This window comes from Pseudomonas sp. GW822-FHT02G04, from assembly GCF_058802085.1.
This window is the reverse complement of sequence record NZ_JBXANU010000007.1, coordinates 123,125-148,686: the sequence shown is the minus strand read 5'-3', so window position 1 is coordinate 148,686 and position 25,562 is coordinate 123,125. Positions and strand designations below refer to the sequence as shown.

At 57.8% G+C, this 25,562-nt stretch carries 21 protein-coding genes; 16 read left to right on the top strand and 5 right to left on the bottom strand.

Features of this window, described 5'->3' with window-relative positions; translation table 11 throughout:
• Window positions 1-104 precede the first annotated feature (104 nt).
• The 9 genes from AC1RO5_RS12395 to AC1RO5_RS12355 all read left to right on the top strand — a co-directional run bounded on the left by AC1RO5_RS12395 (window position 105) and on the right by AC1RO5_RS12355 (window position 12,747).
• Window positions 105-1,715, top strand: a complete 1,611-nt coding sequence (locus AC1RO5_RS12395) for an ABC transporter substrate-binding protein (protein ID WP_493175124.1) — start codon at window positions 105-107, stop codon at window positions 1,713-1,715.
• 258 nt (window positions 1,716-1,973) lie between these two features.
• Window positions 1,974-3,599, top strand: a complete 1,626-nt coding sequence (locus tag AC1RO5_RS12390) for an ABC transporter substrate-binding protein (RefSeq protein WP_493175122.1) — start codon at window positions 1,974-1,976, stop codon at window positions 3,597-3,599.
• Window positions 3,600-3,901: 302 nt separating this feature from the next.
• On the top strand, window positions 3,902-5,503 hold the full coding sequence (locus AC1RO5_RS12385; protein ID WP_493175117.1) for an ABC transporter substrate-binding protein: 1,602 nt from the start codon (window positions 3,902-3,904) through the stop codon (window positions 5,501-5,503).
• Window positions 5,504-5,674: 171 nt separating this feature from the next.
• Window positions 5,675-7,108: an OprD family porin gene (locus AC1RO5_RS12380; protein WP_493175114.1), complete on the top strand. Its 1,434-nt coding sequence runs from the start codon at window positions 5,675-5,677 to the stop codon at window positions 7,106-7,108.
• 77 nt (window positions 7,109-7,185) lie between these two features.
• The gene (locus AC1RO5_RS12375; RefSeq protein ID WP_493175111.1) at window positions 7,186-8,781 is read left to right on the top strand and encodes an ABC transporter substrate-binding protein; all 1,596 of its coding nucleotides are present in this window, start codon (window positions 7,186-7,188) and stop codon (window positions 8,779-8,781) included.
• A 73-nt stretch (window positions 8,782-8,854) separates the two neighbouring features.
• Complete coding sequence (locus AC1RO5_RS12370) at window positions 8,855-9,865, top strand: ABC transporter permease subunit (protein WP_493175108.1); 1,011 nt, start codon at window positions 8,855-8,857, stop codon at window positions 9,863-9,865.
• Window positions 9,866-9,876: 11 nt separating this feature from the next.
• A complete protein-coding gene (locus AC1RO5_RS12365; protein ID WP_493175106.1) occupies window positions 9,877-10,788 on the top strand; it encodes an ABC transporter permease subunit in 912 nt (303 codons plus the stop codon).
• A 10-nt stretch (window positions 10,789-10,798) separates the two neighbouring features.
• Window positions 10,799-11,767 (top strand): ABC transporter ATP-binding protein, encoded by a 969-nt coding sequence (locus AC1RO5_RS12360; protein ID WP_007941106.1) that lies wholly within the window; start codon window positions 10,799-10,801, stop codon window positions 11,765-11,767.
• A complete protein-coding gene (locus AC1RO5_RS12355; RefSeq protein ID WP_253416812.1) occupies window positions 11,767-12,747 on the top strand; it encodes a peptide ABC transporter ATP-binding protein in 981 nt (326 codons plus the stop codon). Before AC1RO5_RS12360 ends, AC1RO5_RS12355 begins: the two co-directional genes overlap by 1 nt.
• Before the next feature lie 112 nt (window positions 12,748-12,859).
• Here the strand turns inward: AC1RO5_RS12355 and AC1RO5_RS12350 are convergent, their stop codons facing one another.
• The 3 genes from AC1RO5_RS12350 to AC1RO5_RS12340 all read right to left on the bottom strand — a co-directional run bounded on the left by AC1RO5_RS12350 (window position 12,860) and on the right by AC1RO5_RS12340 (window position 16,258).
• Window positions 12,860-13,075 (bottom strand): hypothetical protein, encoded by a 216-nt coding sequence (locus AC1RO5_RS12350; RefSeq protein WP_258672356.1) that lies wholly within the window; start codon window positions 13,073-13,075, stop codon window positions 12,860-12,862.
• A gap of 146 nt (window positions 13,076-13,221) precedes the next feature.
• Window positions 13,222-14,460: an MFS transporter gene (locus AC1RO5_RS12345; protein ID WP_493175103.1), complete on the bottom strand. Its 1,239-nt coding sequence runs from the start codon at window positions 14,458-14,460 to the stop codon at window positions 13,222-13,224.
• Between the two features lie 214 nt (window positions 14,461-14,674).
• Window positions 14,675-16,258 (bottom strand): peptide chain release factor 3, encoded by a 1,584-nt coding sequence (locus AC1RO5_RS12340; RefSeq protein ID WP_493175101.1) that lies wholly within the window; start codon window positions 16,256-16,258, stop codon window positions 14,675-14,677.
• A 399-nt stretch (window positions 16,259-16,657) separates the two neighbouring features.
• Between AC1RO5_RS12340 and AC1RO5_RS12335 the strand changes: the two genes are divergently transcribed.
• The 7 genes from AC1RO5_RS12335 (at window position 16,658) to AC1RO5_RS12305 (ending at window position 24,000) form a co-directional block, all read left to right on the top strand.
• Window positions 16,658-17,374, top strand: a complete 717-nt coding sequence (locus AC1RO5_RS12335) for an ABC transporter permease (protein WP_493175100.1) — start codon at window positions 16,658-16,660, stop codon at window positions 17,372-17,374.
• 20 nt (window positions 17,375-17,394) lie between these two features.
• Entirely contained in the window at window positions 17,395-18,288 is an 894-nt protein-coding gene (locus AC1RO5_RS12330; RefSeq protein WP_493175099.1) for a glycine betaine ABC transporter substrate-binding protein, read from the top strand.
• Between the two features lie 13 nt (window positions 18,289-18,301).
• Window positions 18,302-18,955 carry an ABC transporter permease gene (locus tag AC1RO5_RS12325; protein WP_493175097.1) on the top strand — a complete coding sequence of 218 codons (654 nt, stop codon included), beginning with the start codon at window positions 18,302-18,304 and terminating at the stop codon, window positions 18,953-18,955.
• A complete protein-coding gene (locus tag AC1RO5_RS12320; protein WP_493175095.1) occupies window positions 18,952-20,109 on the top strand; it encodes an osmoprotectant ABC transporter ATP-binding protein OsmV in 1,158 nt (385 codons plus the stop codon). The genes AC1RO5_RS12325 and AC1RO5_RS12320 overlap by 4 nt, the downstream gene beginning before the upstream one ends.
• Window positions 20,110-20,517: 408 nt before the next feature.
• Complete coding sequence (locus tag AC1RO5_RS12315; RefSeq protein ID WP_493175093.1) at window positions 20,518-21,681, top strand: type III PLP-dependent enzyme; 1,164 nt, start codon at window positions 20,518-20,520, stop codon at window positions 21,679-21,681.
• A gap of 168 nt (window positions 21,682-21,849) precedes the next feature.
• Window positions 21,850-22,959, top strand: a complete 1,110-nt coding sequence (locus AC1RO5_RS12310) for an alpha-xenorhabdolysin family binary toxin subunit A (protein ID WP_493175091.1) — start codon at window positions 21,850-21,852, stop codon at window positions 22,957-22,959.
• A gap of 39 nt (window positions 22,960-22,998) precedes the next feature.
• Complete coding sequence (locus tag AC1RO5_RS12305; protein WP_493175089.1) at window positions 22,999-24,000, top strand: alpha-xenorhabdolysin family binary toxin subunit B; 1,002 nt, start codon at window positions 22,999-23,001, stop codon at window positions 23,998-24,000.
• On the opposite strand, the gene AC1RO5_RS12300 is transcribed toward AC1RO5_RS12305, so the two are convergent.
• Both AC1RO5_RS12300 and AC1RO5_RS12295 read right to left on the bottom strand, forming a co-directional pair.
• A complete protein-coding gene (locus tag AC1RO5_RS12300) occupies window positions 23,997-24,758 on the bottom strand; it encodes a tetratricopeptide repeat protein (protein ID WP_493175088.1) in 762 nt (253 codons plus the stop codon). The genes AC1RO5_RS12305 and AC1RO5_RS12300 overlap by 4 nt on opposite strands.
• Window positions 24,755-25,435, bottom strand: coding sequence for a Fe2+-dependent dioxygenase (locus AC1RO5_RS12295; RefSeq protein ID WP_493175086.1), 681 nt, complete (start codon window positions 25,433-25,435; stop codon window positions 24,755-24,757). Before AC1RO5_RS12295 ends, AC1RO5_RS12300 begins: the two co-directional genes overlap by 4 nt.
• Window positions 25,436-25,562 lie beyond the last annotated feature (127 nt).

Sequence of the window (25,562 nt, the reverse complement as noted above, 5' to 3'; positions counted from 1 at the left end):
CTATGCCCAGATAGAGGGGTCCCCCTCAAAAAACGATATTTCCACCCTCCCCGCCAACAACGCTACCCTCAAAAAAACATCACCGCGCAAACCCCGGGGACTCCATGGAAAGAACCACCGTCAAACCACTCCTGCTCGCACTCGCCCTCGCCACAACCGCATCACTCGCACAAACCGCCCAAGCCGCCACCACCCTGGTCTACTGCTCCGAAGCCAGCCCCGCCGGCTTCGACCCCAGCCAATACACCAGCGGCACCGACTTCGATGCCTCCGCCGAAACCGTCTTCAACCGCCTCACCCAATTCAAACGCGGCGGCACCGAAATCGAACCCGGTCTGGCAACAAAATGGGACGTGTCCGAAGACGGCCTCGCCTACACCTTCCACCTGCGCGACGGCGTGAAATTCCACACCACCGACTACTTCACCCCCACCCGCGACTTTAACGCCGACGACGTGCTGTTCACCTTCCAGCGCCTGCTCGACCCGGAAAACGCCTTCCGCAAAGCCTACCCCGCCGAGTCGCCGTATTTCACCGACATGGACCTGAACACCACGATCAAAAGCATCGACAAGATCGACGACCACACCGTGCGCTTCAGCCTGAACAACGTCGACGCCGCGTTCGTGCAAAACCTCGCCATGAGCTTCGCCTCGGTGCAGTCCGCCGAATATGCCGCCCAACTGTTAAAGGAAGGCAAAGCCGCCGACCTCAATCAGAAACCGGTCGGCACCGGCCCGTTCGTGTTCAAGCGCTATCAGAAGGACTCGCAGATCCGCTACGCCGCCAACAAGGCCTACTGGAAACCCGAGGACGTGAAACTCGACAACCTGATTTTCTCGATCACCCCGGACGCCGCCGTGCGCTTGCAAAAACTCAAGGCCGGCGAGTGCCAGGTCAGCGGCTACCCGCGCCCGGCAGACATCGAAGTGATGGAGCAAGACCCGAATCTAAGGGTGCTCAAGCAAGCCGGTTTCAACCTCGGCTTCCTTGCCTACAACGTGACCCACCCGCCGCTGGACCAACTCAAGGTGCGCCAGGCGCTGGACATGGCCATCGACAAGCCGGCGATCATCAAGGCTGTCTACCAGAGTGCCGGGCAACTGGCGCAAAACGCCTTGCCACCGGCGCAATGGTCGTATGACCCGAGCATCAAGGACGCCCCGCACGACCCGACCAAAGCCCGCGCGCTACTGAAAGAAGCAGGGGTTGCCCCCGGCACCACCATCGATTTGTGGGCCATGACCGTGCAGCGCGCCTCCAACCCCAATGCGCGGATGTCGGCACAGATGATCCAGCAGGATTGGGAGAAAGTCGGGATCAAGGCCAACATCGTCAGCTATGAATGGGGCGAGTACATCAAGCGCGCCAAGAATGGTGAGCATGACGCGATGATCTACGGCTGGACCGGCGACAACGGTGACCCGGACAACTGGCTCGGCGTGCTCTACAGCTGCGCTGCGGTGAAAGGTAGCAACTACGCCAAATGGTGTGACCCGGCCTACGACAAACTGGTGCAGCAAGCCAAGGTGTCCACGGACAAACAGCAACGGGTCAAACTGTACCAACAGGCACAGCAAATCCTTAAACAACAAGTACCTATCACACCGATTGCGAACTCGACGGTGTTCCAGCCACTGCGCAAGGAAGTCACCGACTTCAAGATCAGCCCGTTTGGCCTCACTCCGTTCTATGGCGTGGGTATAAATAAGTAACACCAGGCTCCAACCGGGTGCGTCAGACGCCCCGGTTGCCCCTTATCGGTGCGCGTTTTGCACCGTAAAAAACCTGTGCAAACGGTCAAATACGTCACTATTTATACATATGCGACATTAAGGTACGTTCGTGCCACTCTTTAGGACTTGTGGCCATTCAGGATCTTGCATTGGGTACGGCCCCTGCATAAGTATCCGCAGGTCGACTCACGAGGTCGTCCTCTAATTCCAAAAATGACAACAAATCATGAGGCCACCATGCTTAAACACGCGGTCATTCCGTTTTTAGTCGGCGCAAGCCTGTTAGCCAGTGCACCTTTCGCCCAAGCGGCGTCTAACCTGGTGTTCTGCTCCGAAGGAAGCCCGGCCGGTTTCGACCCAGGTCAGTACACCACCGGAACCGACTTCGACGCCTCTGCAGAAACCATGTTCAACCGCCTGACCCAGTTCGAGCGCGGCGGCACCGCCGTGATTCCTGGCCTGGCGACCAAGTGGGACATTTCCAGCGACGGCCTGACTTACACTTTCCACCTGCGTGAAGGCGTCAAGTTCCACACCACCCCGTATTTCAAGCCGACGCGTGAGTTCAACGCCGACGACGTGCTGTTCACCTTCAATCGCATGATTAACAAGGATGACCCGTTCCGTAAGGCGTACCCGACCGAATTCCCGTACTTCACCGACATGGGGATGGACACCAACATCACCAAGATCGATAAAGTCGACGACCACACCGTCAAGTTCACCCTCAAAGATGTAGACGCTGCGTTCATCCAGAACATGGCCATGAGCTTCGCCTCGATCCAGTCCGCCGAGTACGCTGCCCAGCTGCTCAAGGAAGGCAAGACTGCCGACATCAACCAGAAACCGATCGGCACCGGCCCGTTCGTGTTCAAGAGCTACCAGAAAGACTCCAACATCCGCTACACCGGGAACAAGGACTACTGGAAGCCTGATGACGTGAAGATCGACAACCTGATCTTCGCCATCACCACCGACCCGTCGGTACGTATCCAGAAGCTGAAGAAGAACGAGTGCCAGATCACCCTGTTCCCGCGTCCAGCCGACCTGAAAGCGCTGAAAGAAGACAAGGATCTGAAGCTGCCTGACCAGGCCGGTTTCAACCTGGGCTACATCGCCTACAACGTGATGGACAAGGTCAAGGGCAGCAACGAGCCGAACCCGCTGGCCGACCTGCGCGTTCGTCAGGCGCTGGACATGGCAGTCAACAAGCCGCAGATCATCGACTCGGTTTATCAGGGCGCAGGCCAACTGGCCGTCAACGCCATGCCGCCGACCCAATGGTCCTACGACACCACCATCAAGGATGCCAAGTACGATCCTGAGAAAGCCAAGCAGCTGCTCAAGGAAGCCGGCGTCAAGGAAGGCACCGAAATCGTTCTGTGGGCGATGCCGGTACAGCGTCCGTACAACCCGAATGCCAAGCTGATGGCTGAAATGCTGCAGTCCGACTGGAAGAAGATCGGCCTGAACGTGAAGATCACCAGCTACGAATGGGGCGAGTACATCAAACGTTCCAAAGGCGGCGAGAACCAGGCGATGATCATCGGCTGGAGCGGCGACAATGGTGACCCGGACAACTGGCTCAACGTGCTGTTCGGCTGCGACTCGCTGAGTGGCAACAACTTCTCCAAATGGTGCGACAAGAAATTCGACGGCCTCGTCAAGGAAGCCAAACGCACCACCGATCAGGCCAAGCGCACCGAACTGTACAAACAGGCGCAACACGTCCTCAAAGATGCTGTTCCATACACACCTATCGCTCACTCGACGGTGTTCCAACCCATGCGCGCCAACGTGCAGGACTTCAAGATCAGCCCATTTGGCTTGAACTCCTTCTACGGCGTCAGCGTCAGCAAATAAGAAAAGGCAGCGGCGACGTTTTCAGCGTCGCCGCTGCTTTTTTCTGCCGAGAAGCTAGGAATCTGCCTACATCCAAATCCGCTGTCTGACGCAGCCAGGGGTTAGGACGCGTTGCCTTTTCCTACGAGTCTTTAGGACTCAGCGCATTTACTGCCAGACCCACGGCACCTACCGTCGGGTTCTGACCAGTGACTGTGTGGGCTATCGGTTTGCTGCCCGTATTGGTTTGAGCTCAATGCCGCCACAACGTCCCCGGACGGGATCGCGGCGCATTGAATAACACTACAAAAAGAGGGAGCGTCATGCGCCATTCCTTGGTTTTATCCGCATTACTGGGCACCGGCCTGCTGGCCGCCACTTCCATCAGCCAGGCCGCCAATAACAGCCTGGTGTTCTGCTCCGAAGGCAGCCCCGCCGGTTTCGACACCGCGCAGTACACCACTGCGACCGATAACGACGCCGCCGAGCCGCTGTACAACCGTTTGGCAGAGTTTGAAAAAGGCGCCACCAATGTCGTACCTGGCCTGGCAACCCGCTGGGATATTTCCGAGGACGGCCTCAAGTACACGTTTCACCTGCGCGAGGGGGTGAAATTTCACACGACCAAATACTTCACGCCGACCCGCGATTTCAACGCCGACGACGTGCTGTTCACGTTTAATCGCATGCTCGATCCGCAGCACCCGTTCCGTAAGGCTTATCCGACCGAGTTCCCGTATTTCAACGGGATGAGCCTGAACAAGAATATTGCCAAGGTCGAGAAGACCGGGCCGCTGACCGTGGTGATGACGCTCAACAACGTCGACGCCGCGTTCATCCAGAACATCGCCATGAGCTTCGCCGCCATCCTTTCGACCGAATACGCCGACCAGTTGCTGGCGGCCGGCAAGCCGAGCGAGATCAACCAGAAGCCGATCGGCACCGGGCCGTTCATGTTCAAGAGCTACCAGAAAGACTCGAACATCCGTTACAGCGGCAACAAGCAGTACTGGGACCCGAGCCGGGTCAAGCTCGACAACCTGATTTTTGCCATCAACACCGACGCCTCGGTGCGCGTGCAGAAGCTCAAGGCCAATGAGTGTCAGATCACCCTGCACCCGCGCCCCGCCGACGTGACCGCACTGAAGAATGATCCGAAACTGCAACTGATCGAGAAACCCGGCTTCAACCTCGGCTACATTGCCTATAACGTCCGGCACAAGCCTTTCGACCAGCTCGAAGTGCGCCAGGCGCTGGACATGGCGGTGAACAAGCAAGGCATTCTCAACGCCGTCTATCAAGGCGCTGGTCAACTGGCGGTCAATGCCATGCCACCGACCCAGTGGTCCTATGACGACACCATAAAGGACGCCTCCTACAACCCGGAAAAAGCCAAGGAACTGCTCAAGGTTGCCGGCGTGAAGGAAGGCACCGAAATCACCCTCTGGGCCATGCCGGTCCAGCGTCCGTACAACCCCAACGCCAAGCTGATGGCCGAAATGCTTCAGGCGGATTGGGCGAAGATCGGCCTCAAGGTCAAGATCGTCAGCTATGAATGGGGCGAGTACATCAAGCGCACCAAGAACGGCGAGCACGACATCAGCCTGATCGGCTGGACCGGCGACAACGGTGACCCGGACAACTGGCTCGGCACGCTGTACAGCTGCGATGCCATTGGCGGCAACAACTACTCCATGTGGTGTGATCCGGCCTACGACAAGCTGATCAAGCAGGCCAAGGTCGTCACCGACCGCGACCAACGCACCGTGCTCTACAAACAGGCGCAGCAGTACCTCAAGCAGCAGGTACCGATCACGCCGGTCGCCCACTCGACGGTCAACCAGCCGTTGAGCGCCAAAGTCGAAGGGTTCAAGGTCAGTCCCTTCGGTCGCAACGTGTTCTCGGGCGTCAGTATCGACCAATAACCGATTAGCCATAAACGCTGGGGGCGGACTCCGCCCTCACGCAAGCGTATTGCCGTAATTCGTCAAATCGGCCTACAGCAAACGTTTGCGAAGCCTGAATGAGTTCTAAACCAAATAGCCGGATCACCAAAAAAGACCGGCATTAAAAAAAGAAAGAAAGGAGCTTCACACATGAAACTGAGCAGCACCGCGTTATTGGCCTTGGCCATCAGCAGCGTGACCGCCACGGCTTATGCAGAATCCCAGAGCCAGGCTTTTACCCCGGTTACCGTGAATGAGAAAAATGCTCAGAGTGAAGCCACTGGCTTCGTCGAAGGGCAGTCGATCACCGGCAGCACGCGTAACTGGTACGCCAACGAGCAATTGAAACGTGGCGGCAATTTCACTTACAAGAAGGACGGTGTATCGACCCCGACTGATCGTCGTATCAACTGGGTTCAGGGCACTATCGTCAAGTACAACTCCGGTTTCACTGAAGGCACCGTAGGCTTCAGTACTGAAGTGGCGGCCTACAATGCCATCGCTCTGGATCGTGATCGTAAGGATCTGGCGTCCAACAACGGCGGCGCACCGGGAACCCGTCCTGGCGCGGGCAACAACCGTACCCTGACCGAAGAAGGTGGCGACGCCGTCGGCCAGTGGAGCAAATTGGGCCTGGCCAACGTCAAGGCCCGTGTTTCCAACACTACCCTGACCGCTGGCCGCATGAACTTCAGCAGCCCGATGGTCGATGTCATCGGTAACCGTGCGCTGCCTTCGAGCTTCGAAGGTGTGGCCATCCACAGCGAAGAGCTGAACAACCTGGCTTTCGACCTGGCCACCTTCGATCGCAACTCTCCGCGTACCGAAGAAAGCCAGCGTAAATTCCGCACCGAATACGCCAACGGCATCGTTGAAACCGATCACATCTACACCGGCGGTATCACCTACACCCCATTCGCCAGCCTGACCACCAGCCTCTGGGCGACCCAGGCCGAAGACATCTGGAACCAGTACTACTTCGGCGCCAGTCATGTGCTGGGCGACAGCCAGGTCCTGAGCCTGACCACCGGCCTGAACTACTACAAAACCCAGGAAGAAGGTAAAGCCCTCATAGGCAAAATTGACAACGACACCTACTCCCTGTCGTTCGGCCTGACCCACCAGGCCCACAGCCTGACCTTCTCGTACCAGGAAGTGAACGGTAACGAGTACTTCGACTACCTGCATGAAACCAACGGCATCTACCTGGCCAACTCCCTGCTGTCGGACTTCAACGGCCCGAACGAGAAGTCCTTCCAGATCGCCTACGGCCTGAACATGGCCGAATACGGCGTGCCAGGCCTGAAGTTCAACATCTACCAGGCTCGCGGCTGGGGTATCGACGGTACTCACTACACCGGCAACGGCGGCGTAGCAGGCAAGGGTTACGACGGTATCCAGGCCCAGGATGGCGAAACCCATTACGAATACGGTATCGGTGCGACCTACGCCCTACAGAGCGGCCCGCTGAAGGCCACCACTGTTCGCGCAACCTACACCGCGCACCGTGCCAGCGAAAACCAGGCGGATGGCAGCATCAACGAGTTCCGTCTCGTGACCACCATCCCGTTCAACATTTTGTAAAACGCACGCCGGCGGCTGACTCATGATGAGTCGGCCGTTCGGTTTTTTCCTGTTCAACCGATTGCAGAGGGTTCTTGATGAAAATGCTTCCCCTACGAGCGGCCATCGCTGCCGCATTGCTGAGTGTCGCTGTTGGCGTCTCGGCCAAACCCTTGGTGGTCTGTACCGAAGCCAGCCCGGAAGGCTTCGATATGGTCCAGTACACGACTGCAGTCACAGCCGATGCAGTGGCCGAAACCATCTTCAATCGTCTGGCGGACTTCAAGCCCGGCACCACTGAAGTGATCCCGGCACTGGCCGAGTCCTGGGACATCAGCGACGACGGTCTGACCTACACATTTCACCTGCGCAAAGGCGTCAAGTTCCACACCACCGAATACTTCAAGCCGACCCGCGACATGAATGCCGACGACGTGGTCTGGAGCTTCCAGCGCCAGCTGGACCCGAACCATCCGTGGCACAAGAAATCGAGCGTGGGCTTCCCGTACTTTGAAAGCATGGGCTTCAAGGAACTGCTCAAAAGCGTAGAAAAAGTCGACGACAACACGGTCAAGTTCACCCTGACCCGCCGCGAAGCACCGTTCCTGGCAGACATCGCCATGGCGTTCTCCTCGATCTACCCGGCCGAATACGCCGACCAGTTGCTCAAAGCCAACAAGACCGGCGACCTGAACAACAAACCGGTCGGTACCGGCCCGTTCATCTTCCAGCGTTATGCGAAAGACGCTCAGGTGCGTTTCAAGGCCAACCCGGACTACTTCCGTGGCAAGCCACCGGCTGACGCGCTGGTCCTGGCGATTGCCATCGACAACAACGTGCGCCTGCAAAAGCTCAAGGCCAACGAGTGCCAGATCGCGCTGTATCCAAAACCGGATGACATCCCGAGCATCAAGAAAGACACCAACCTGAAGGTTGATGAGCTGAACGCGATGACCGTCTCCTACGTCGCCATGAACACCGCACGCCCGTACATAAGCGACGTGCGAGTGCGCAAAGCCATCGACATCGCGTTCGACAAAGAGGCATATGTCAACGCGCTGTTCGGCAAAGGCAATGCGACGGTGGCGGTCAACCCGTACCCGGACACCCTGCTGGGCTACAACCATAAACTGACCAACCCGCCTCGCGACCTCGACAAGGCTCGCGCCCTGCTCAAGGAAGCCGGTGTGCCGAATGGCACCGTGTTCACCCTGTTCACCCGTAACGGCGGCGGCCCGACCAACCCTAATCCGATGCTCGGCGCACAAATGATGCAGGCAGATCTGGCCAAGGTTGGAATCAAGGTCGATATTCGTGTCATGGAATGGGGCGAAATGCTCAAGCGCGCGAAAAACGGCGAGCACGACATGGTGTCCGCCGGTTGGGCGGGCGACAACGGCGATCCGGATAACTTCCTGACGCCTATGCTCAGTTGTGAGGCGGCCAAGAACGGCGAAAACTACGCTCGCTGGTGCAATGAAAAGTTCCAGACGCTGATCGACGAAGCACGGGCCAAAGTGAACCCGGCCGAACGCAAGGCGCTCTACGAACAGGCCCAGGACATTTTCAATCAGGACCAGCCATGGATCAGCATGGCGCACACCCGCATGTTCACTGCAATGCGCACCAACGTAGAGGGCTATCACATTAGCCCCCTCACCACTAACAACTTCGCCACCACCCAGGTGAAGTAGATAAGAAACTCCCGGCATCGCTGACCCCAGTGATGCCGGGCACGCCTAACCGGCTGATGAGGTACCACACAAGATGTTTAGTTTTATTGCCCGCCGATTGGGGTTATTGATCCCCACATTCTTCGGCATCACCTTGCTGACTTTCGCGTTGATCCGCATGATTCCTGGCGACCCCGTGGAAGTGATGATGGGCGAACGTCGGGTCGACCCCGAAATGCATGCTCAGGCAATGGAACGCCTAGGTCTGAACAAACCGCTGTATGCCCAATACCTGGATTACATTGGCAAACTGGCCCACGGCGATCTCGGCGAATCCCTGCGTACCCGTGAAAGCGTCTGGACCGAGTTCAGCTCTCTATTCCCCGCGACCCTGGAACTGGCCACGGCCGCCATGTTGTTCGCCGGCATCCTGGGCCTTCTGGCCGGGGTGATCGCGGCACTCAAGCGAGGGTCCCTGTTCGACCATGGGGTAATGGGTATCTCCCTGGCGGGATACTCGATGCCGATCTTCTGGTGGGGCCTGATCCTGATCATGTTCTTCTCGGTGAGTCTGGGCTGGACCCCGGTGTCCGGGCGGATCGACCTGCTCTACGACATCGAGCCACGCACCGGCTTCATGCTCATTGATACGTTGCTGGCCGATGACGTCGGGGCGTTCTTCGATGCCCTGCATCACCTGATCTTGCCAGCCATCGTGCTCGGCACCATCCCGCTGGCGGTGATCGCACGGATGACCCGTTCGTCGATGCTCGAAGTGCTGCGTGAAGACTACATCCGTACCGCCCGCGCCAAAGGCCTGTCGCCGGCGCGCGTGGTGTTCGTGCACGGCCTGCGCAATGCGCTGATTCCGGTACTGACGGTGGTCGGCCTGCAAGTCGGCACGCTGCTGGCCGGCGCGGTCCTGACCGAAACCATCTTCTCCTGGCCCGGCATCGGCAAATGGCTGATCGAAGCCATTGGCGCACGGGACTATCCCGTGGTGCAGAACGGCATCCTGTTAATCGCCTGCCTGGTGATTCTGGTCAACTTCGTAGTGGACATCCTCTACGGCTTTGCCAACCCACGCATCCGTCATCAGCGCTGAGATCAATGACCATGACCACTCTCACTACACCGGTAGCAGTCGATCAAAGCCTGCTGTATCCGTCGCCCTACAAAGAATTCTGGCATGCCTTTTCCAGGAACAAAGGGGCCGTCGCAGGCCTGTTGTTCATGCTGCTGGTGATTTTCTGCGCAATCTTCGCCCCATGGGTCGCACCGCATAACCCGAGCGAACAGTACCGCGACTTCCTGCTGACCCCGCCGTCCTGGCTGGAAAACGGGCATATCCAGTTCCTGCTGGGTACCGATGAACTCGGTCGCGACCTGCTGTCGCGTTTGATTCACGGCTCGCGCCTGTCGCTGATGATCGGCCTGTCATCGGTGGTGATGTCGCTGATTCCGGGCATCCTGATGGGACTGTTCGCCGGGTTCTTCCCGCGCGTGCTCGGCCCGACCATCATGCGCCTGATGGACGTCATGCTGGCCCTGCCGTCCCTGCTGCTGGCCGTGGCGATCGTCGCCATCCTCGGCCCTGGCCTGATCAACACCGTGATCGCCATCGCCGTGGTGTCCCTGCCGTCCTATGTTCGTCTGACCCGCGCCGCGGTGATGGGCGAGTTGAACCGCGACTACGTGACCGCCGCGCGCCTGGCCGGTGCCGGTCTGCCACGCCTGATGTTCATCACCGTGCTGCCCAACTGCATGGCGCCGCTGATCGTTCAGGCCACCCTGAGCTTTTCCTCGGCGATTCTCGATGCCGCGGCACTGGGCTTCCTCGGCCTTGGCGTACAACCGCCTACCCCTGAGTGGGGCACCATGCTGGCTTCGGCCCGCGATTACATCGAACGCGCCTGGTGGGTGGTGAGCTTGCCTGGTTTGACCATTTTGCTCAGCGTGCTGGCAATCAACTTGATGGGCGACGGCCTGCGCGATGCGCTGGACCCGAAACTCAAGAACGCCGCCTGAGGAGATTCAAATGTCACTGTTAGAAATCAAGAATCTCAACGTTCGCTTCGGCGACGCCAACGCCGTTCCGGTGGTCGACGGTCTCGACATTTCCGTGGAAAAGGGCGAAGTGCTGGCCATCGTTGGCGAGTCGGGTTCCGGCAAGTCCGTGACCATGATGGCGCTGATGGGCCTGATCGAGCATCCGGGGATCGTCACCGCCGACGCCCTGAATTTCGACGGCAAGAACATGCTCGCACTCAGCAACCGTCAGCGTCGGCAAATCGTCGGCAAAGACCTGGCCATGGTCTTCCAGGACCCGATGACCGCGCTGAACCCGAGCTACACCGTCGGTTTCCAGATCGAAGAAGTGCTGCGCCTGCATCTGAAAATGTCCAGGAAGGACGCTCGCAAGCGCGCCATCGAACTGCTGGAAAAAGTGGAAATCCCGGGCGCCGCCAGCCGAATGGATGCCTACCCGCATCAACTCTCCGGCGGCATGAGCCAGCGTGTTGCAATCGCCATGGCGATTGCCGGCGAACCGAAACTGCTGATCGCCGACGAACCGACCACGGCACTCGACGTAACGATTCAGGCGCAGATCATGGACCTGCTGCTGGCCCTGCAGAAAGAGCAGAACATGGGCCTGGTGCTGATTACTCACGACCTCGCGGTCGTGGCCGAAACCGCCCAGCGCGTGTGCGTGATGTACGCCGGCCAAGCGGTTGAAGTCGGTCAGGTGCCACAACTGTTCGACATTCCGGCGCACCCGTACAGCGAAGCGCTACTCAAGGCCATTCCAGAACACAGCCTGGGTGCTGCGCGCCTGTCGACGCTGCCGGGCATTGTTCCCGGTCGTTACGACCGTCCGCAAGGTTGCCTGCTGTCGCCGCGCTGCCCGTACGTGCAAGACAATTGCCGCACCCAGCGTCCAGCCCTTGACCAGAAAAGCAACAGCCTCGCCCGCTGCTTCTACCCGTTGAACCAGGAGGTGGCGTAATGGCCGTCGTACTTACCGCCCGCAACCTGACCCGTCACTACGAAGTGTCTCGCGGCCTGTTCAAGGGTCATGCGACCGTACGCGCCCTCAACGGTGTGTCGTTCGAACTGGAAGCCGGCAAGACCCTCGCCGTAGTGGGCGAATCGGGTTGCGGCAAGTCCACCCTGGCCCGTGCCCTGACGCTGATCGAAGAGCCATCCTCCGGCTCGTTGAAAATCGCCGGGCAGGAAGTCGCCGGCGCCGACAAGGCTCAGCGCAAGCAATTGCGCAAAGATGTGCAGATGGTGTTCCAGAGCCCTTACGCATCGTTGAACCCACGGCAGAAAGTAGGTGATCAACTGGCTGAGCCGCTGCTAATCAACACCAACCTCAGTGCCGCCGAACGTCGCGAGAAAGTCCAGGCGATGATGAAACAGGTAGGCTTGCGTCCCGAGCACTACCAGCGCTATCCGCACATGTTCTCTGGCGGTCAGCGCCAGCGGATCGCCCTGGCCCGCGCGATGATGTTGCAACCGAAAGTGCTGGTGGCGGACGAACCGACCTCGGCGCTGGACGTGTCGATTCAGGCGCAGGTACTCAACCTGTTCATGGATTTGCAGCAAGAGTTCAACACCGCTTACGTGTTCATCTCCCACAACCTGGCGGTGGTGCGCCACGTTGCCGATCACGTGATGGTGATGTACCTCGGCCGTCCGGTGGAAATGGGCCCGAAAGAGGACATCTACACCCGTCCCCTGCACCCGTACACCCAGGCGCTGTTGTCGGCGACGCCGACCATTCACCCGGATCCGGACAAGCCGAAAATCAAGATCGTCGGCGAACTGCCAAACCCGCTGAACCCGCCGTCTGGCTGCGCCTTCCACAAGCGCTGCCCGTACGCGACCGAGCGCTGTGCCATCGAAGAGCCGGCCCTGCGCCTGCTCGACACACGCCAGGTGGCTTGCCACTACGCCGAGCAATTCCTCGACGGCGCGGCCTGAAAAAACGCGCCCCGGATACCGGGGCGCGCTTTTGCTGAGTTGACCAAACCCCTTCTGCCCCGACTGCGCATCAGTCAGGCAGACGGGGTTTTCTTTTGCCTGTCATTCAGGCTCAAGTGTCGTCTTCGTTGCTGTCTGGGTCGTCGGCGGTGTCGTCATCGTCCGAGCTGCCCGATTCCGATGCGGCGAGCATCAGCTCGCTGTGCACGCCTTGCCCGCTCCAGGCCTGCTCATCATGGTTCGTGCACTCCGCCCACGCCGCTGACGTGCCGAGGGATAGCATCACCAAAACCTTCAGCAGCAACACAATGCGTTGAATAATGCTCATAGCCGATTCCATCCTTTCTTGGGTGAAGCATGGGTGCCGGAATGGCGCAGAGAGAAATTTAGCGCGATTCTCCAGATAGGACGCTAACGAAGGTCGGGAAATGCCGTGAGAAGGGAGATTGGTTTCGAATAATGCCTATAACCAGATCAACTAAGTGATGCGGGCTCGCTGCGCACGGAAGGAAGAGCCTTTTTATACCCGGACAACCGCGTCGCTTGATAAATCAGCGGTATGGACAACATCGCCAGCACCGCGCTTGCGAACCAGACGCTATGCCCGCCGTAATGACCATACAGCTGGCCGCCAAGGACAGGCGAAACCAGCGCGCTCGCACTCCAACTCATGAAGAACAGGCCAAAGTACTGGCCGCTTTTTCCGGCTTGGGCATGCTGCATCACCAACACATTCAGCGGCGGCATGAACAACGCCTCCCCCAGCGTCCAGATCATCGTCGACAGGCAGGCGTAAAACAGCCCGGAACCCAGTGGCAACATGCCCAGCCCGACCGCCAGCATCAAGCATCCCGCCACTAGTTGCCGCCGTACACCCCACCGCTCTCCCCAATGGGACAGTGGAATTTGCAGCACCACCACCAGCGTCGCATTGAGACCGAACTGCCAGCCAATGGCTTCGGTGCTCAACCGGTAGTAATCACGCAGATAGTTGCCCAACATGCTGTAGACCGTATCGAACGCCATTCCGAGCAAGACCGCTGCGGCCAACAACCAGAGGAACGGTTTGTCGTGATACGGCACACCCGAACCCGACTCTGCATCGGGCGTTTCGTCAGCAATCAGCACCGGTCGACGCCATGTCGTACGGACAAACCAGAGCAATGCCAGCAAGGTCATGGCCGCGCTGACGAAAAATACCCAGCGAAAACCGGATTGTGCCAACACTCCGCCCAATACCCCGGCAACGGCCATCCCGAGGTTTCTGGCGACACGGCTCAAGGCCTGTGCACGCGGACGCTGTGCAACTTCGCAATACTCCATGATCAGCCGTTGATGCAGTGTCCGAATCGCTCCGTCGAGGATTCCACTGAGCAACAGCAGGCCGGCCAGCAGTGGCACTTGCGTGATCAGCCCCAGCAAAACCAGAACCCACACAGAGACAAAAAACAGTGCAGCGGTCAGCCGCGCCGTGCGGACATGATCGCTCAGCCATCCGCCCAGCATCGACCCGACCAGCAAGCCCGCGCCATAAGCGGATAACAGCCAGCCGACGGTTTCAATCGCCAGCCCCAGTTCCTGGCGCAGGTACAACGCCATGAACAGCTTGACCATGCTGCTCAAGCGATTGATGAACAGCAACGCCGCCAACACCCAGGCCATTGCGCAGAAATAGCCATCCAGCCGCAGCAGGTGAGTCAGCCGACTCGTCATTCCATTGATCCTTGAAAAGGCCGCTTGCGTGAGCTTCGAACACTAGACGTCAGCGCTCAGGTTGTCGCGGGTAAAAACGCCGAATATGCAAAACAGGAGGCAAGCCACAGGCGAACTGGAAAAAGCCTACATGGGGCATGGTGCGGCTCGCCGCCCGGACAATAAAAAGCCCCGAGGCTCGCGCATCAGGGCTTTGGGGTTTGCAACTCAGCGCTTAGTGATGCTCACGCGTCGCACGGAATTTCACGTCCGGCCAGCGTTCTTCCATCAGTGCCAGGTTGACCCGGGTCGGGGCCAGGTAGGTCAGGTGACCGCCGCCGTCGAGGGCGAGGTTTTCCACGGCCTTGTTGGTGAATTCCTCAAGCTTCTTCTTGTCGCCGGACTCGATCCAGCGCGCGGAATACACCGTGATCGGCTCGTAGGAGCACTCGACCTTGTATTCCTCTTTCAAACGGCTGGCGACCACATCGAACTGCAGCACACCGACGGCGCCGAGAATGATGTCGTTGCTGCGCTCGGGGAAGAACACCTGGGTGGCGCCTTCTTCGGCCAGTTGCTGCAAGCCTTGACGCAGTTGCTTGGATTTCAGCGGATCGCGCAGGCGTACGCGGCGGAACAGTTCCGGGGCGAAGTGCGGGATGCCGGTGAAGCCCAGGGCTTCGCCTTCGGTGAAGGTGTCGCCGATCTGGATGGTGCCGTGGTTGTGCAGGCCGATGATGTCGCCGGCGAACGCTTCTTCCAGTTGCTCACGCTCGGAGGAGAAGAACGTCAGCGCGTCGCCGATCCGCACGTCCTTGCCGGTGCGCACATGGCGCATCTTCATGCCTTTTTCGTATTTGCCGGAGCAAATGCGCATGAAGGCGATGCGGTCGCGGTGTTTCGGGTCCATGTTCGCCTGGATCTTGAACACGAAACCGCTGAACTTCTCTTCCACTGGCTCGACGGTGCGCTCGTTGGCGACACGGGCCAGTGGTTTTGGTGCCCAATCGACCACAGCGTCGAGCACGTGATCGACACCGAAATTGCCCAGCGCGGTACCGAAGAACACCGGGGTCAGTTGGCCGTCGAGGAATTCCTGCTGGTTGAACTCGTGGCAGGCACCCTGCACCAGTTCCAGCTGCTCGATGAAACGCTCGTACTCGTCACCCAAGTGCGCGCGCGCTTCATCGGAATCGAGTTTCTCGATGATTTTGGTTTCGGTGCGCTCGTGACCGTGGCCGGCGGTGTAGACGATGATGTAGTCGTCGGCGAGGTGATAAACACCCTTGAAGTCGCGGTAGCAACCGATCGGCCAGGTGATCGGCGCGGCCTTGATCTTCAGGACTGCTTCGATTTCGTCGAGCAGTTCGATCGGGTCGCGAATGTCACGGTCGAGTTTGTTGATGAAGCTGACGATCGGCGTGTCACGCAGACGGCAGACGTCCATCAGGGCGATGGTCCGTGGTTCTACACCCTTACCGCCGTCGAGGACCATCAATGCCGAGTCCACCGCAGTCAGGGTACGGTAAGTATCTTCGGAGAAGTCTTCGTGGCCCGGGGTGTCGAGCAGGTTGACCATGTGGTCGCGATACGGGAACTGCATGACTGACGTGGTAATGGAGATACCCCGTTGTTTTTCCATTTCCATCCAGTCGGAGGTGGCATGGCGGTCGGACTTGCGAGATTTCACCGTGCCGGCAACCGCAATCGCCTTGCCCATCAGCAAGAGCTTCTCGGTGATGGTGGTCTTACCGGCATCGGGGTGGGAAATAATGGCGAAAGTGCGGCGTTTCGCGACTTCGGCGGCCTGTCTGGTCATGGGAAATCGCCTGGCGGTGATTCAAAAAAGGGCGGCGAGTATAGCTTAAAAAGTGATCTACGGACCACCATCCACAGCAGCCGCCGATGGCCGTAATCCCACGTAGGAGCTGCCGAAGGCTGCAATCTTTCTATAAAGCAACATCAAAAGATCGCAGCCTTCGGCAGCTCCTACGAATTATGGAACCTTTTAAAAGGTGGAGGCGTCCACTCCCCTGTTACGACCCATCGTCAGGGGCTGAAAAATCAGCAAATTAGCCTGACGAGGCTGCGCTTATGGCTCGATTTCATGCGGTTTTATCAGCATGTAGAGCTGCTTCTCGCGAACGTTGTTTTCCCGGCAGCCAGGAATGGCATGCCACACGGGACTGCGTTCGCCGACTGAAAAAGGAGTCTGCCTGTGGCTATTCGCTATGGCAAAGGGCTGACAGGAGGTGCGGTTGTCGTCGCCCTTCTGGCCCTGCTGGTCCACTGGATTGGCATCAACACGATCGAACTGTACCGCGACGATTTGTTGTTTTACCTGCAAGCTCATCTGATTCTTGTCCTCGCTTCCATGCTGGCCGCCCTCGTTGTGGGCATCCCCGCCGGCATCGTCTTAAGCCGCCCTACCATGGTCGGACGCGCCGAACGCTTCATGCAGATCTTCAACATCGGCAACACCGTGCCGCCGCTCGCCGTACTGGCCATCGCCCTGGGCATCCTCGGCATCGGCAGCGGCCCGGCGATCTTCGCTCTGTTCCTGGCTTCGCTGTTGCCGATCGTGCGCAATACCTATGAAGGGCTGAAAAACGTTCAGGGTTCGCTCAAGGAGGCCGCCGTCGGCATCGGCATGACCCCGACTCAGGTGCTGTGGCGGGTCGAACTGCCGAATGCCGTACCGATCATCATCGGTGGTGTGCGCGTGGCATTGGCGATCAACGTCGGGACCGCGCCGCTGGCGTTCCTGATCGGCGCCAACAGTCTGGGCAGCCTGATTTTCCCCGGCATTGCCCTGAACAATCAGCCGCAACTGCTGCTCGGCGCGGCCTGCACCGCCCTGCTGGCCTTGCTGCTCGACGGACTGGTGACACTCGCCAGCCGCCTCTGGCTCGAACGCGGCCTGCGCCCGTCTTAAGCCTCGGCAAAGGAATTCTCATGAAGACATCAAGCTTTTTACTAGGCTGCGTTCTGCTGCTCGCAGGATTTGCCCAAGCCGCTGAAAAACCGCTGATCCGCATCGGCGCCAGGGTATTTACCGAACAAACCCTGCTCGCGGAAATCACTTCCCAATACCTGCGCACCAAGGGTTACGACACCCAGGTGACCGGCGGCCTGGGCAGCAACCTGGCCCGCAGCGCCCACGAAAGTGGCCAACTGGACATGCTCTGGGAATACACCGGCGTCTCGCTGGTGGCTTACAACCATGTCACTGAAAAACTCGACAGCGCGCAGTCCTACGCCCGAGTGAAAGAACTCGACGGAAAAAAAGGCCTGGTCTGGCTGACTCCATCGAAATTCAGCAACACCTACGCCCTGGCCCTGCCGGAAAAAACCGCGAAGGCTTATCCGCAGATCAACACCATCAGCCAGTTGAACGAGGTGTTGCAAGCCGACGCGAAGACTAATCACCTCGTCGCTTTGGACACCGAATTCGCCAACCGTTCCGACGGTCTGGGCGGCATGGTTGATCTCTATGGCATGAACCTGACCCGTAACAACATCCGCCAGATGGATGCCGGGCTGGTCTACACCGCCCTGCGTAACGGCCAAGTATTCGCCGGCCTGGTCTACACCACCGACGGTCGCTTGAACGCCTTCAAACTCAAGTTGCTCGAAGACGACAAGCATTACTTCCCCGATTACACCGCCGCGCCGGTGGTGCGCCAGGCCTACCTCGATGCCCACCCGAAACTCGCCGAAGAGCTCAAGCCACTGGCCGAACTGTTCGACGACGCCACCATGCGCCAGCTCAACGCACGGGTCGATGTCGATCACGAAAGCCCGTCATCGGTTGCCGCAGATTTCCTGCGCCAGCATCCGTTGAACTAAAAGAGGAAAAGTCATGGAATTTCTCAACGCCTTTTCCCATCTCGACTGGCCGCAGGTTTTGCATCTGACCTGGCAGCACATCACCCTGGTTGGCATCGCGGTAACGCTGGCGATTCTGGTTGGCGTGCCGCTGGGCATCCTTATGACTCGCTTCCCGACACTGGCCGGCCCGTTACAAGCCAGCGCTACGGTGTTGCTGACCGTGCCGTCGATTGCCCTGTTCGGCCTGCTGCTGCCGTTCTACTCCAAGTTCGGCCAGGGCCTGGGCCCGATGCCGGCGATCACCGCAGTGTTTCTCTATTCGCTGCTACCGATCATGCGTAACACCTACCTGGCGCTGAGCGGCGTGGAACCCGGCATTCGCGAAGCCGCCCGCGGTATCGGCATGACCTTCGGCCAGCGCCTGCGCATGGTTGAACTGCCGATCGCCGTGCCGGTGATCCTCGCCGGCGTACGCACCGCCGTAGTGATGAACATCGGCGTGATGACCATCGCCGCCACCATCGGCGCCGGTGGCCTCGGTGTACTCATCCTCGCTTCCATCAGCCGCAGCGACATGTCGATGCTGATTGTCGGCGCGGTGCTGGTCAGCCTTCTGGCCATCTTCGCCGACCTGCTTCTGCAATGGCTGCAACGCACGCTGACTCCAAAAGGACTCCTGAAATGATCGAACTTCAAAACCTCAGCAAGACCTTCCAAAGCAACGGCAAAGATGTGCAAGCCGTGGACTCGGTGAGCCTGACCGTCAACGAAGGCGAGATCTGTGTGTTCCTCGGGCCATCGGGCTGCGGCAAGAGCACCACGCTGAAAATGATCAACCGGTTGATCAAACCGACCTCGGGCAAGATCCTGATCAACGGCGAAGACACCACCGACCTCGACGAAGTGACGCTGCGCCGCAACATCGGTTATGTGATCCAGCAGATCGGTCTGTTCCCGAACATGACCATCGAGGAAAACATCACCATCGTTCCGCGCCTGCTCGGCTGGGACAAACAGAAATGCCACGACCGCGCCCGCGAGTTGATGAGCATGATCAAGCTTGAGCCCAAGCAATACCTGACTCGCTACCCCCGTGAATTGTCCGGCGGCCAACAACAGCGGATCGGCGTGATACGTGCACTGGCGGCGGATGCGCCGCTGTTGTTGATGGACGAACCGTTCGGTGCGGTCGACCCGATCAACCGCGAGATGATCCAGAACGAGTTTTTCGAAATGCAACGGGCGCTGAACAAGACCGTGATCATGGTCAGCCACGACATCGACGAAGCCATCAAGCTCGGCGACAAGATCGCGATTTTCCGCGCCGGCAAGTTGTTGCAGATCGACCACCCAGACACCTTGCTCGCGCATCCTGCGGACGACTTTGTCAGCAACTTCGTCGGCCAGGACAGCACGCTCAAACGCCTGCTGCTGGTGAAGGCTGAAGATGCGGCGGACAACGCGCCGTCGGTCAGCCCGCAAACCCCGGTGGCCGAAGCGCTGGAGTTGATGGACGAACTGGACCGTCGCTACGTGGTGGTGACCTGCGCCGAGAACAAGGCCTTGGGCTACGTGCGTCGGCGCGACCTGCATCGCCAGACCGGCACCTGCGAGCAATACCGGCGCGAGTTCAACGCCACCGCGGCGTATGACGAACATTTGCGCATCCTGCTGTCGCGCATGTACGAGTTCAACCGCTCGTGGTTGCCGGTGATGGATGCGGAGCGGGTGTTCCTTGGGGAAGTGACTCAGGAATCGATTGCCGAGTATTTGAGCTCCGGTAAGTCCCGTGGCGGCAAGACCAGCATTGTTTCGCCAGCGGAAACTGCGTTGGCCTGACTTGTATGAGGCTCTAGTGCTTTTGTGGCGAGGGAGCAAGCTCCCTCGCCACAAAAGCCAAGCAAGCTCCCTTCTAAAATCCTTGTCTTGGGAACATCACACTGTCACGCAGGTCGGTTACATCAGTAGCTGTCAGGGACCGCACGACGGAAGCGTGCAAAAACGCGACATTTTTTGTTGATCTCAAGCCCCTCACGCCCTAAAGTTCGCGCCGAACGTCCATGCTGGAAACGATCCATCCGGCTCAAGTACTGACGACGAGACAGCAAGGCCAAGGGAAGCACCGCCTCCCATGGCCTTTTTGCTTTCGGCGACATGCCTTGGGAAGTAGGCGAACCAAAGTGGGGATACGGAGGGCGTTCATTTGCACCCATTGATAATTTCAGTTTGCCAGTAGGAGTTCCCAGCATGTCGATCAACGTCGAAGACTATTTCGCGCGCGATACCTTCCAGAAAATGAAGGCCTTCGCCGACAAACAAGAAACCCCGTTCGTGGTGATCGACACCGCGATGATCAGCCAGGCCTATGACGACCTGCGTGCCGGTTTCGAATTCGCCAAGGTCTACTACGCGGTAAAGGCCAACCCGGCCGTGGAAATCATCGACCTGCTCAAAGAAAAAGGCTCGAGCTTCGACATCGCCTCGATCTATGAGCTGGACAAAGTGCTGAGCCGTGGCGTCAGCGCCGACCAGATCAGCTACGGCAACACCATCAAAAAATCCAAAGACATTCGTTACTTCTACGATAAAGGCGTTCGCCTGTACGCCACCGACTCCGAAGCCGACCTGCGCAACATCGCCAAGGCAGCTCCAGGCGCGAAAGTCTACGTACGTATCCTGACTGAAGGCTCGACCACTGCCGACTGGCCTTTGTCGCGCAAATTCGGCTGCCAGACCGACATGGCCATGGACCTGCTGATCCTCGCTCGCGACCTGGGCCTGGTGCCGTACGGCATCTCGTTCCACGTCGGTTCGCAGCAGCGCGACATCAGCGTCTGGGACGCGGCAATCGCCAAGGTCAAAGTGATCTTCGAACGTCTGAAAGAAGAAGACGGCATCCACCTGAAGCTGATCAACATGGGTGGCGGCTTCCCGGCCAACTACATCACCCGCACCAACAGCCTGGAAACCTACGCTGAAGAAATCATCCGCTTCCTGAAAGAAGACTTCGGCGACGACCTGCCGGAAATCATCCTGGAACCGGGCCGTTCGCTGATCGCCAACGCCGGCATTCTGGTCAGCGAAGTGGTGCTGGTGGCGCGTAAATCCCGTACTGCTGTAGAGCGATGGGTGTACACGGATGTGGGCAAGTTCTCCGGCCTGATCGAAACCATGGACGAAGCCATCAAGTTCCCGATCTGGACCGAGAAGAAAGGCGAGATGGAAGAAGTGGTCATCGCCGGCCCGACCTGCGACAGCGCCGACATCATGTACGAAAACTACAAGTACGGTTTGCCGCTAAACCTGGCAATTGGTGATCGTTTGTACTGGTTGTCGACTGGTGCATACACCACCAGTTATAGCGCGGTTGAATTCAATGGCTTCCCGCCGCTGAAGTCGTTTTACGTTTAACAAGCAATCGCCCACTAAAAAAACCCGTGAACTTCACGGGTTTTTTATTTCTGCTTACAGTTAAACCAACTCAACCACTAACTCCATATATCGTTACACACCCTTCGACCACCCAAGCCCAAAGTAAAGTTATGCTGCGTGCTCACTAACTTGAAATGGACTTCAAACATGCTACTTAATCAAGCACCATCCTATACCGCCAAACCAATTAGCAAAGGCTTCGCCTTTAGCACTTCTCCGCCAATTGTTGACAAAAAAGACATCCAACGGATCAAAGAATATATTACTGCCGCCAAGTCACTTCCAGTGAACATTGACGACGTTAAAACCCTGTTAAAAAGCGAACATACTGGCATCGCGGGACTGGAGCCTTATGACATTGCAAATGCCTGTGCCAAAATCGTCACTAATGCCAATAGCTGGAACGACATCGAGTTGTCGATGAAAAGAGTCGCTGGCAGCCTCCAGACATTTTCTGAAGACCTGCGGTATTTCGGAGACGACATTATCGCCGCCATTGAAACAATGCCCGGCTACCAAAATTACATTGGCACAATTGAAGGCCTGACTGACGAAGAGGTTGCCAGACTTCCTGAACTTAAAATTGGGCGAGACGAGAAAAACAGATTTCCGTCCATCAAGGACTCTATCCAGTTCATTGCCAGCTCCATCGAACAAAAGAAAACCAGCAGCACTGACATCCAGCTTCGCCTGAAACTCTTCAAAACCGAACTGACGAATGTGGTCGCGGTATTGATCGGAGAAAAGCTCAAGCTTGCCGGCAACCACGAATTGAATGCCGAGATCACTAAACTCAATGCTGAAATTGATGAAGCTCAACGCTTGGTCGATGAAAAAACCAAAGAAAACGAACCCAACTTCTTCGATTACTTCATGGCTTTCACCGACCCGCTGGGATCCCAATATTTAAGAGTCAAAGCCATACTGCGAGATGCCCATGTAGCTCCCTTGATCCGAAGCCGGGATGAGCTCACCGAGCAAGTACGCAAGAAAAATGTTTTGACGGGCACCTTGTTAGCCCTCCACGACCGTTTGTACAGCGTCGACTCTTACATCATCGGAGCGGTGGAAAGTACTGCACTTCTAGAAACTCTGTGGATCACGATTTCCGAATACATCGACTCGTCAAAAAACAAAATTGATGGCATTCACGAATTCCTCACACTCAGGTCCTTTGTTTCGAGCCTTAAAGTTGTGCTCAGCAACTGGAAAAATATTGAATCCAACGCCAAAGCGTTAACCAAAGCATTCGACTGATACCAAAGCCAATTTACCACACTATAAATAAGGATATTTATGACCACCCCATCGTATACCGCACCTGACATGTCGATTATTCGCGATAGCCGAGAAATCATTCGCTATCAGGCCATTATCGGCTCCGCTGACCTGTATATCGAAGCCCTGCGCAATGAGCTGATCAAGCTTAATGCTCAAATCACCGAGACAGATCTGGTCACGTCCAAGACATTAACTTCTGCAATCATCAGCCTGGAAACCACGGCACTCAACGAGACGCTGGAAGCGCTGACCGTTCTGTCAGCCGGCGAAATGAATGCACAAACCAAAAACGCCATTGAGTCCTATACCAAAATAGCCACACAATTGATCTCGATGTGCACTAACAAGCTTAATGAAGCTCAGACAGAACTCAGCGACGCTATCCACAGTGTCCGGTATTCCTCCATCAGCAATAATCGATTCAAGATTGCCGAACTGGCGCAAGTTCGCGAGGCATTGACCATTGAGCTGGACAAAGAAAAGCCACCCGTGGATAAGCTGCTCGAAGATGAAAAGGTCTTGAGCGAAGCGATCAGCTTGTTTGAAAGCCTCAGTTTCATTGATCGCCTGAAACCTCTGCTGGAGCAACTGACAGGGATGATCGGCAATCAACCTGAAACGCCTCAATCCGCCGCGTTGAAAGCTGGCATTGTGGTCGCGAACAAGTTTCTTGATGAAGCAAACGAACTGATCAAATACCAGGACCTGATTAAAGCTCGAACCACACTGCGGGTTCGCCTTAAAGATCGACAAGGTCGCCTGGACTCTCTCGTTACCCAAATGAGCGACATCGACAAGAAAGTCAAACAGCTGAACGACACGAAAAAGGTGATCGAACCGCGCGACTCGTATGCGGATGAAACGAGCAGCATTGTCGAAGCCGTGTCACTGTTTCTCGAAACCATCACCGAGGGTGCTGGAAACGACATCTTCAAAAAGGGTCAAAAGCTGATCGCGCAGGCCAAGCCTTTCAAGCGCTACCTGGAAAACCTTAAAGGCCAGTGGCTGCGCGGCTAACCCAACGGTTGAGCGAGATCGGACGCACGCTGCCGATATTCCCCAGCCATCTCTCGAATCCTGAGGTGGGGGGCGTTATTCAGCGCCGCCCCACTTACCCGCAAAAAGTTCTGGTTACCGGTGGCCAATGCCCGACGTAACCAGGACAGCGCTTCGTCAACATGCCCCTCATCGGCCAGGAGTGCCGCATAACTGAACTGACCTCGAAAATCCCCGCCTTCGGCAGATCGTCGATACCAGAGTCGCGCCGCGAGAGGGTCGGCGAGGCAAGACTCGCCTTCTTCCAGATAACGCCCCAGCAGGTTCATCGATTTCGCGTGGCCCAGTTCAGCGGCACGCCGATAGAGATTCAATGCTTGCGCCTGATCCTCGATCGCCCCGCGTCCGGTGGCCAGCAGATTGGCGTAGTTGTACATCGCCCAATCCAGCCCGGCTTCAGCTGCGACACGATAATGCCCCGCGGCTATCGAGGCATCGGCGACGCAACCCCAGCCATGTTCATGGCAACGGCCGAGCATATTACGCGCCATCAGATGCCCACGCCGTGCGGCGATTTCGAACCAGCGCACGGCCAGCGGTTGGTCCTGCTCGATGCCCTGCCCGTCCAGCAGAATCTGCCCGAGCAATGCCTGGGCATCGAGTACGCCTTCGCGAGCAGCAATCAGAATCGCCTGGGCCGCCCGCGCTGGGCTTTCTTCGAGCATCGATTTGAGGCGATCACCGTCGAGGACTTCCTCGCGGCGCAATTGATAACTCATACCTCGACCCAGCGACGCAACAGGTTGTGGTAAGTGCCAGTCAGGCGGATCAATGAAGGATGGTCGGGCATGTCCTGGGTCAGCTGCTGAATCGCCCCGTCCATCTCGAACAGCAAGGCGCGCTGGCTGTCATCGCGGACCAGGCTTTGGGTCCAGAAAAACGACGCATACCGCGCGCCACGAGTAACGGCGTTGACCTTGTGCAGGCTGGTGCCGGGATACAGGACCATGTCGCCGGCCGGCAACTTCACGCGCTGGGTGCCGAAGGTGTCCTGGATTTCCAGTTCGCCGCCGTCGTAGTCCTCCGGCTCACTGAAGAACAGCGTCGCCGAAAGGTCGGTGCGCACCCGCTCGATACTGCCCTTGGGCTGACGCACAGCGTTGTCGATGTGGAAGTCGAAACTGCCACCGGCCGTGTAACAGTTCAGTAATGGAGGGAAGACCTTGTGCGGTAGCGCCGCCGACATGAACTGCGGATTTTTCCACAACCGTTCGAGCATCGCGGCACCGATTTCCTTGGCCAACGGATGCCCTTCAGGCAATTGCAGATTGTGCTTGGCCTTCGCCGACTGGTAACCGGCGGTAATTTTGCCATCAGCCCAATCCGCCTGCGCCAGGGCCTCGCGAATGCGCGGCACCTCTTCTTTCGCGAACACGCCGGGAATGTGCAGCAACATGGAAAGACACCTGAAGGCAAAGGAGCGCTAATGGTATTGATTCTTATTGCCGATGTAAAACCCGAGAGACGAATGAAACCGCAAAAACCGTAAAGGCAAATTGTAAAGAATGTAAATTTGTCGCGAA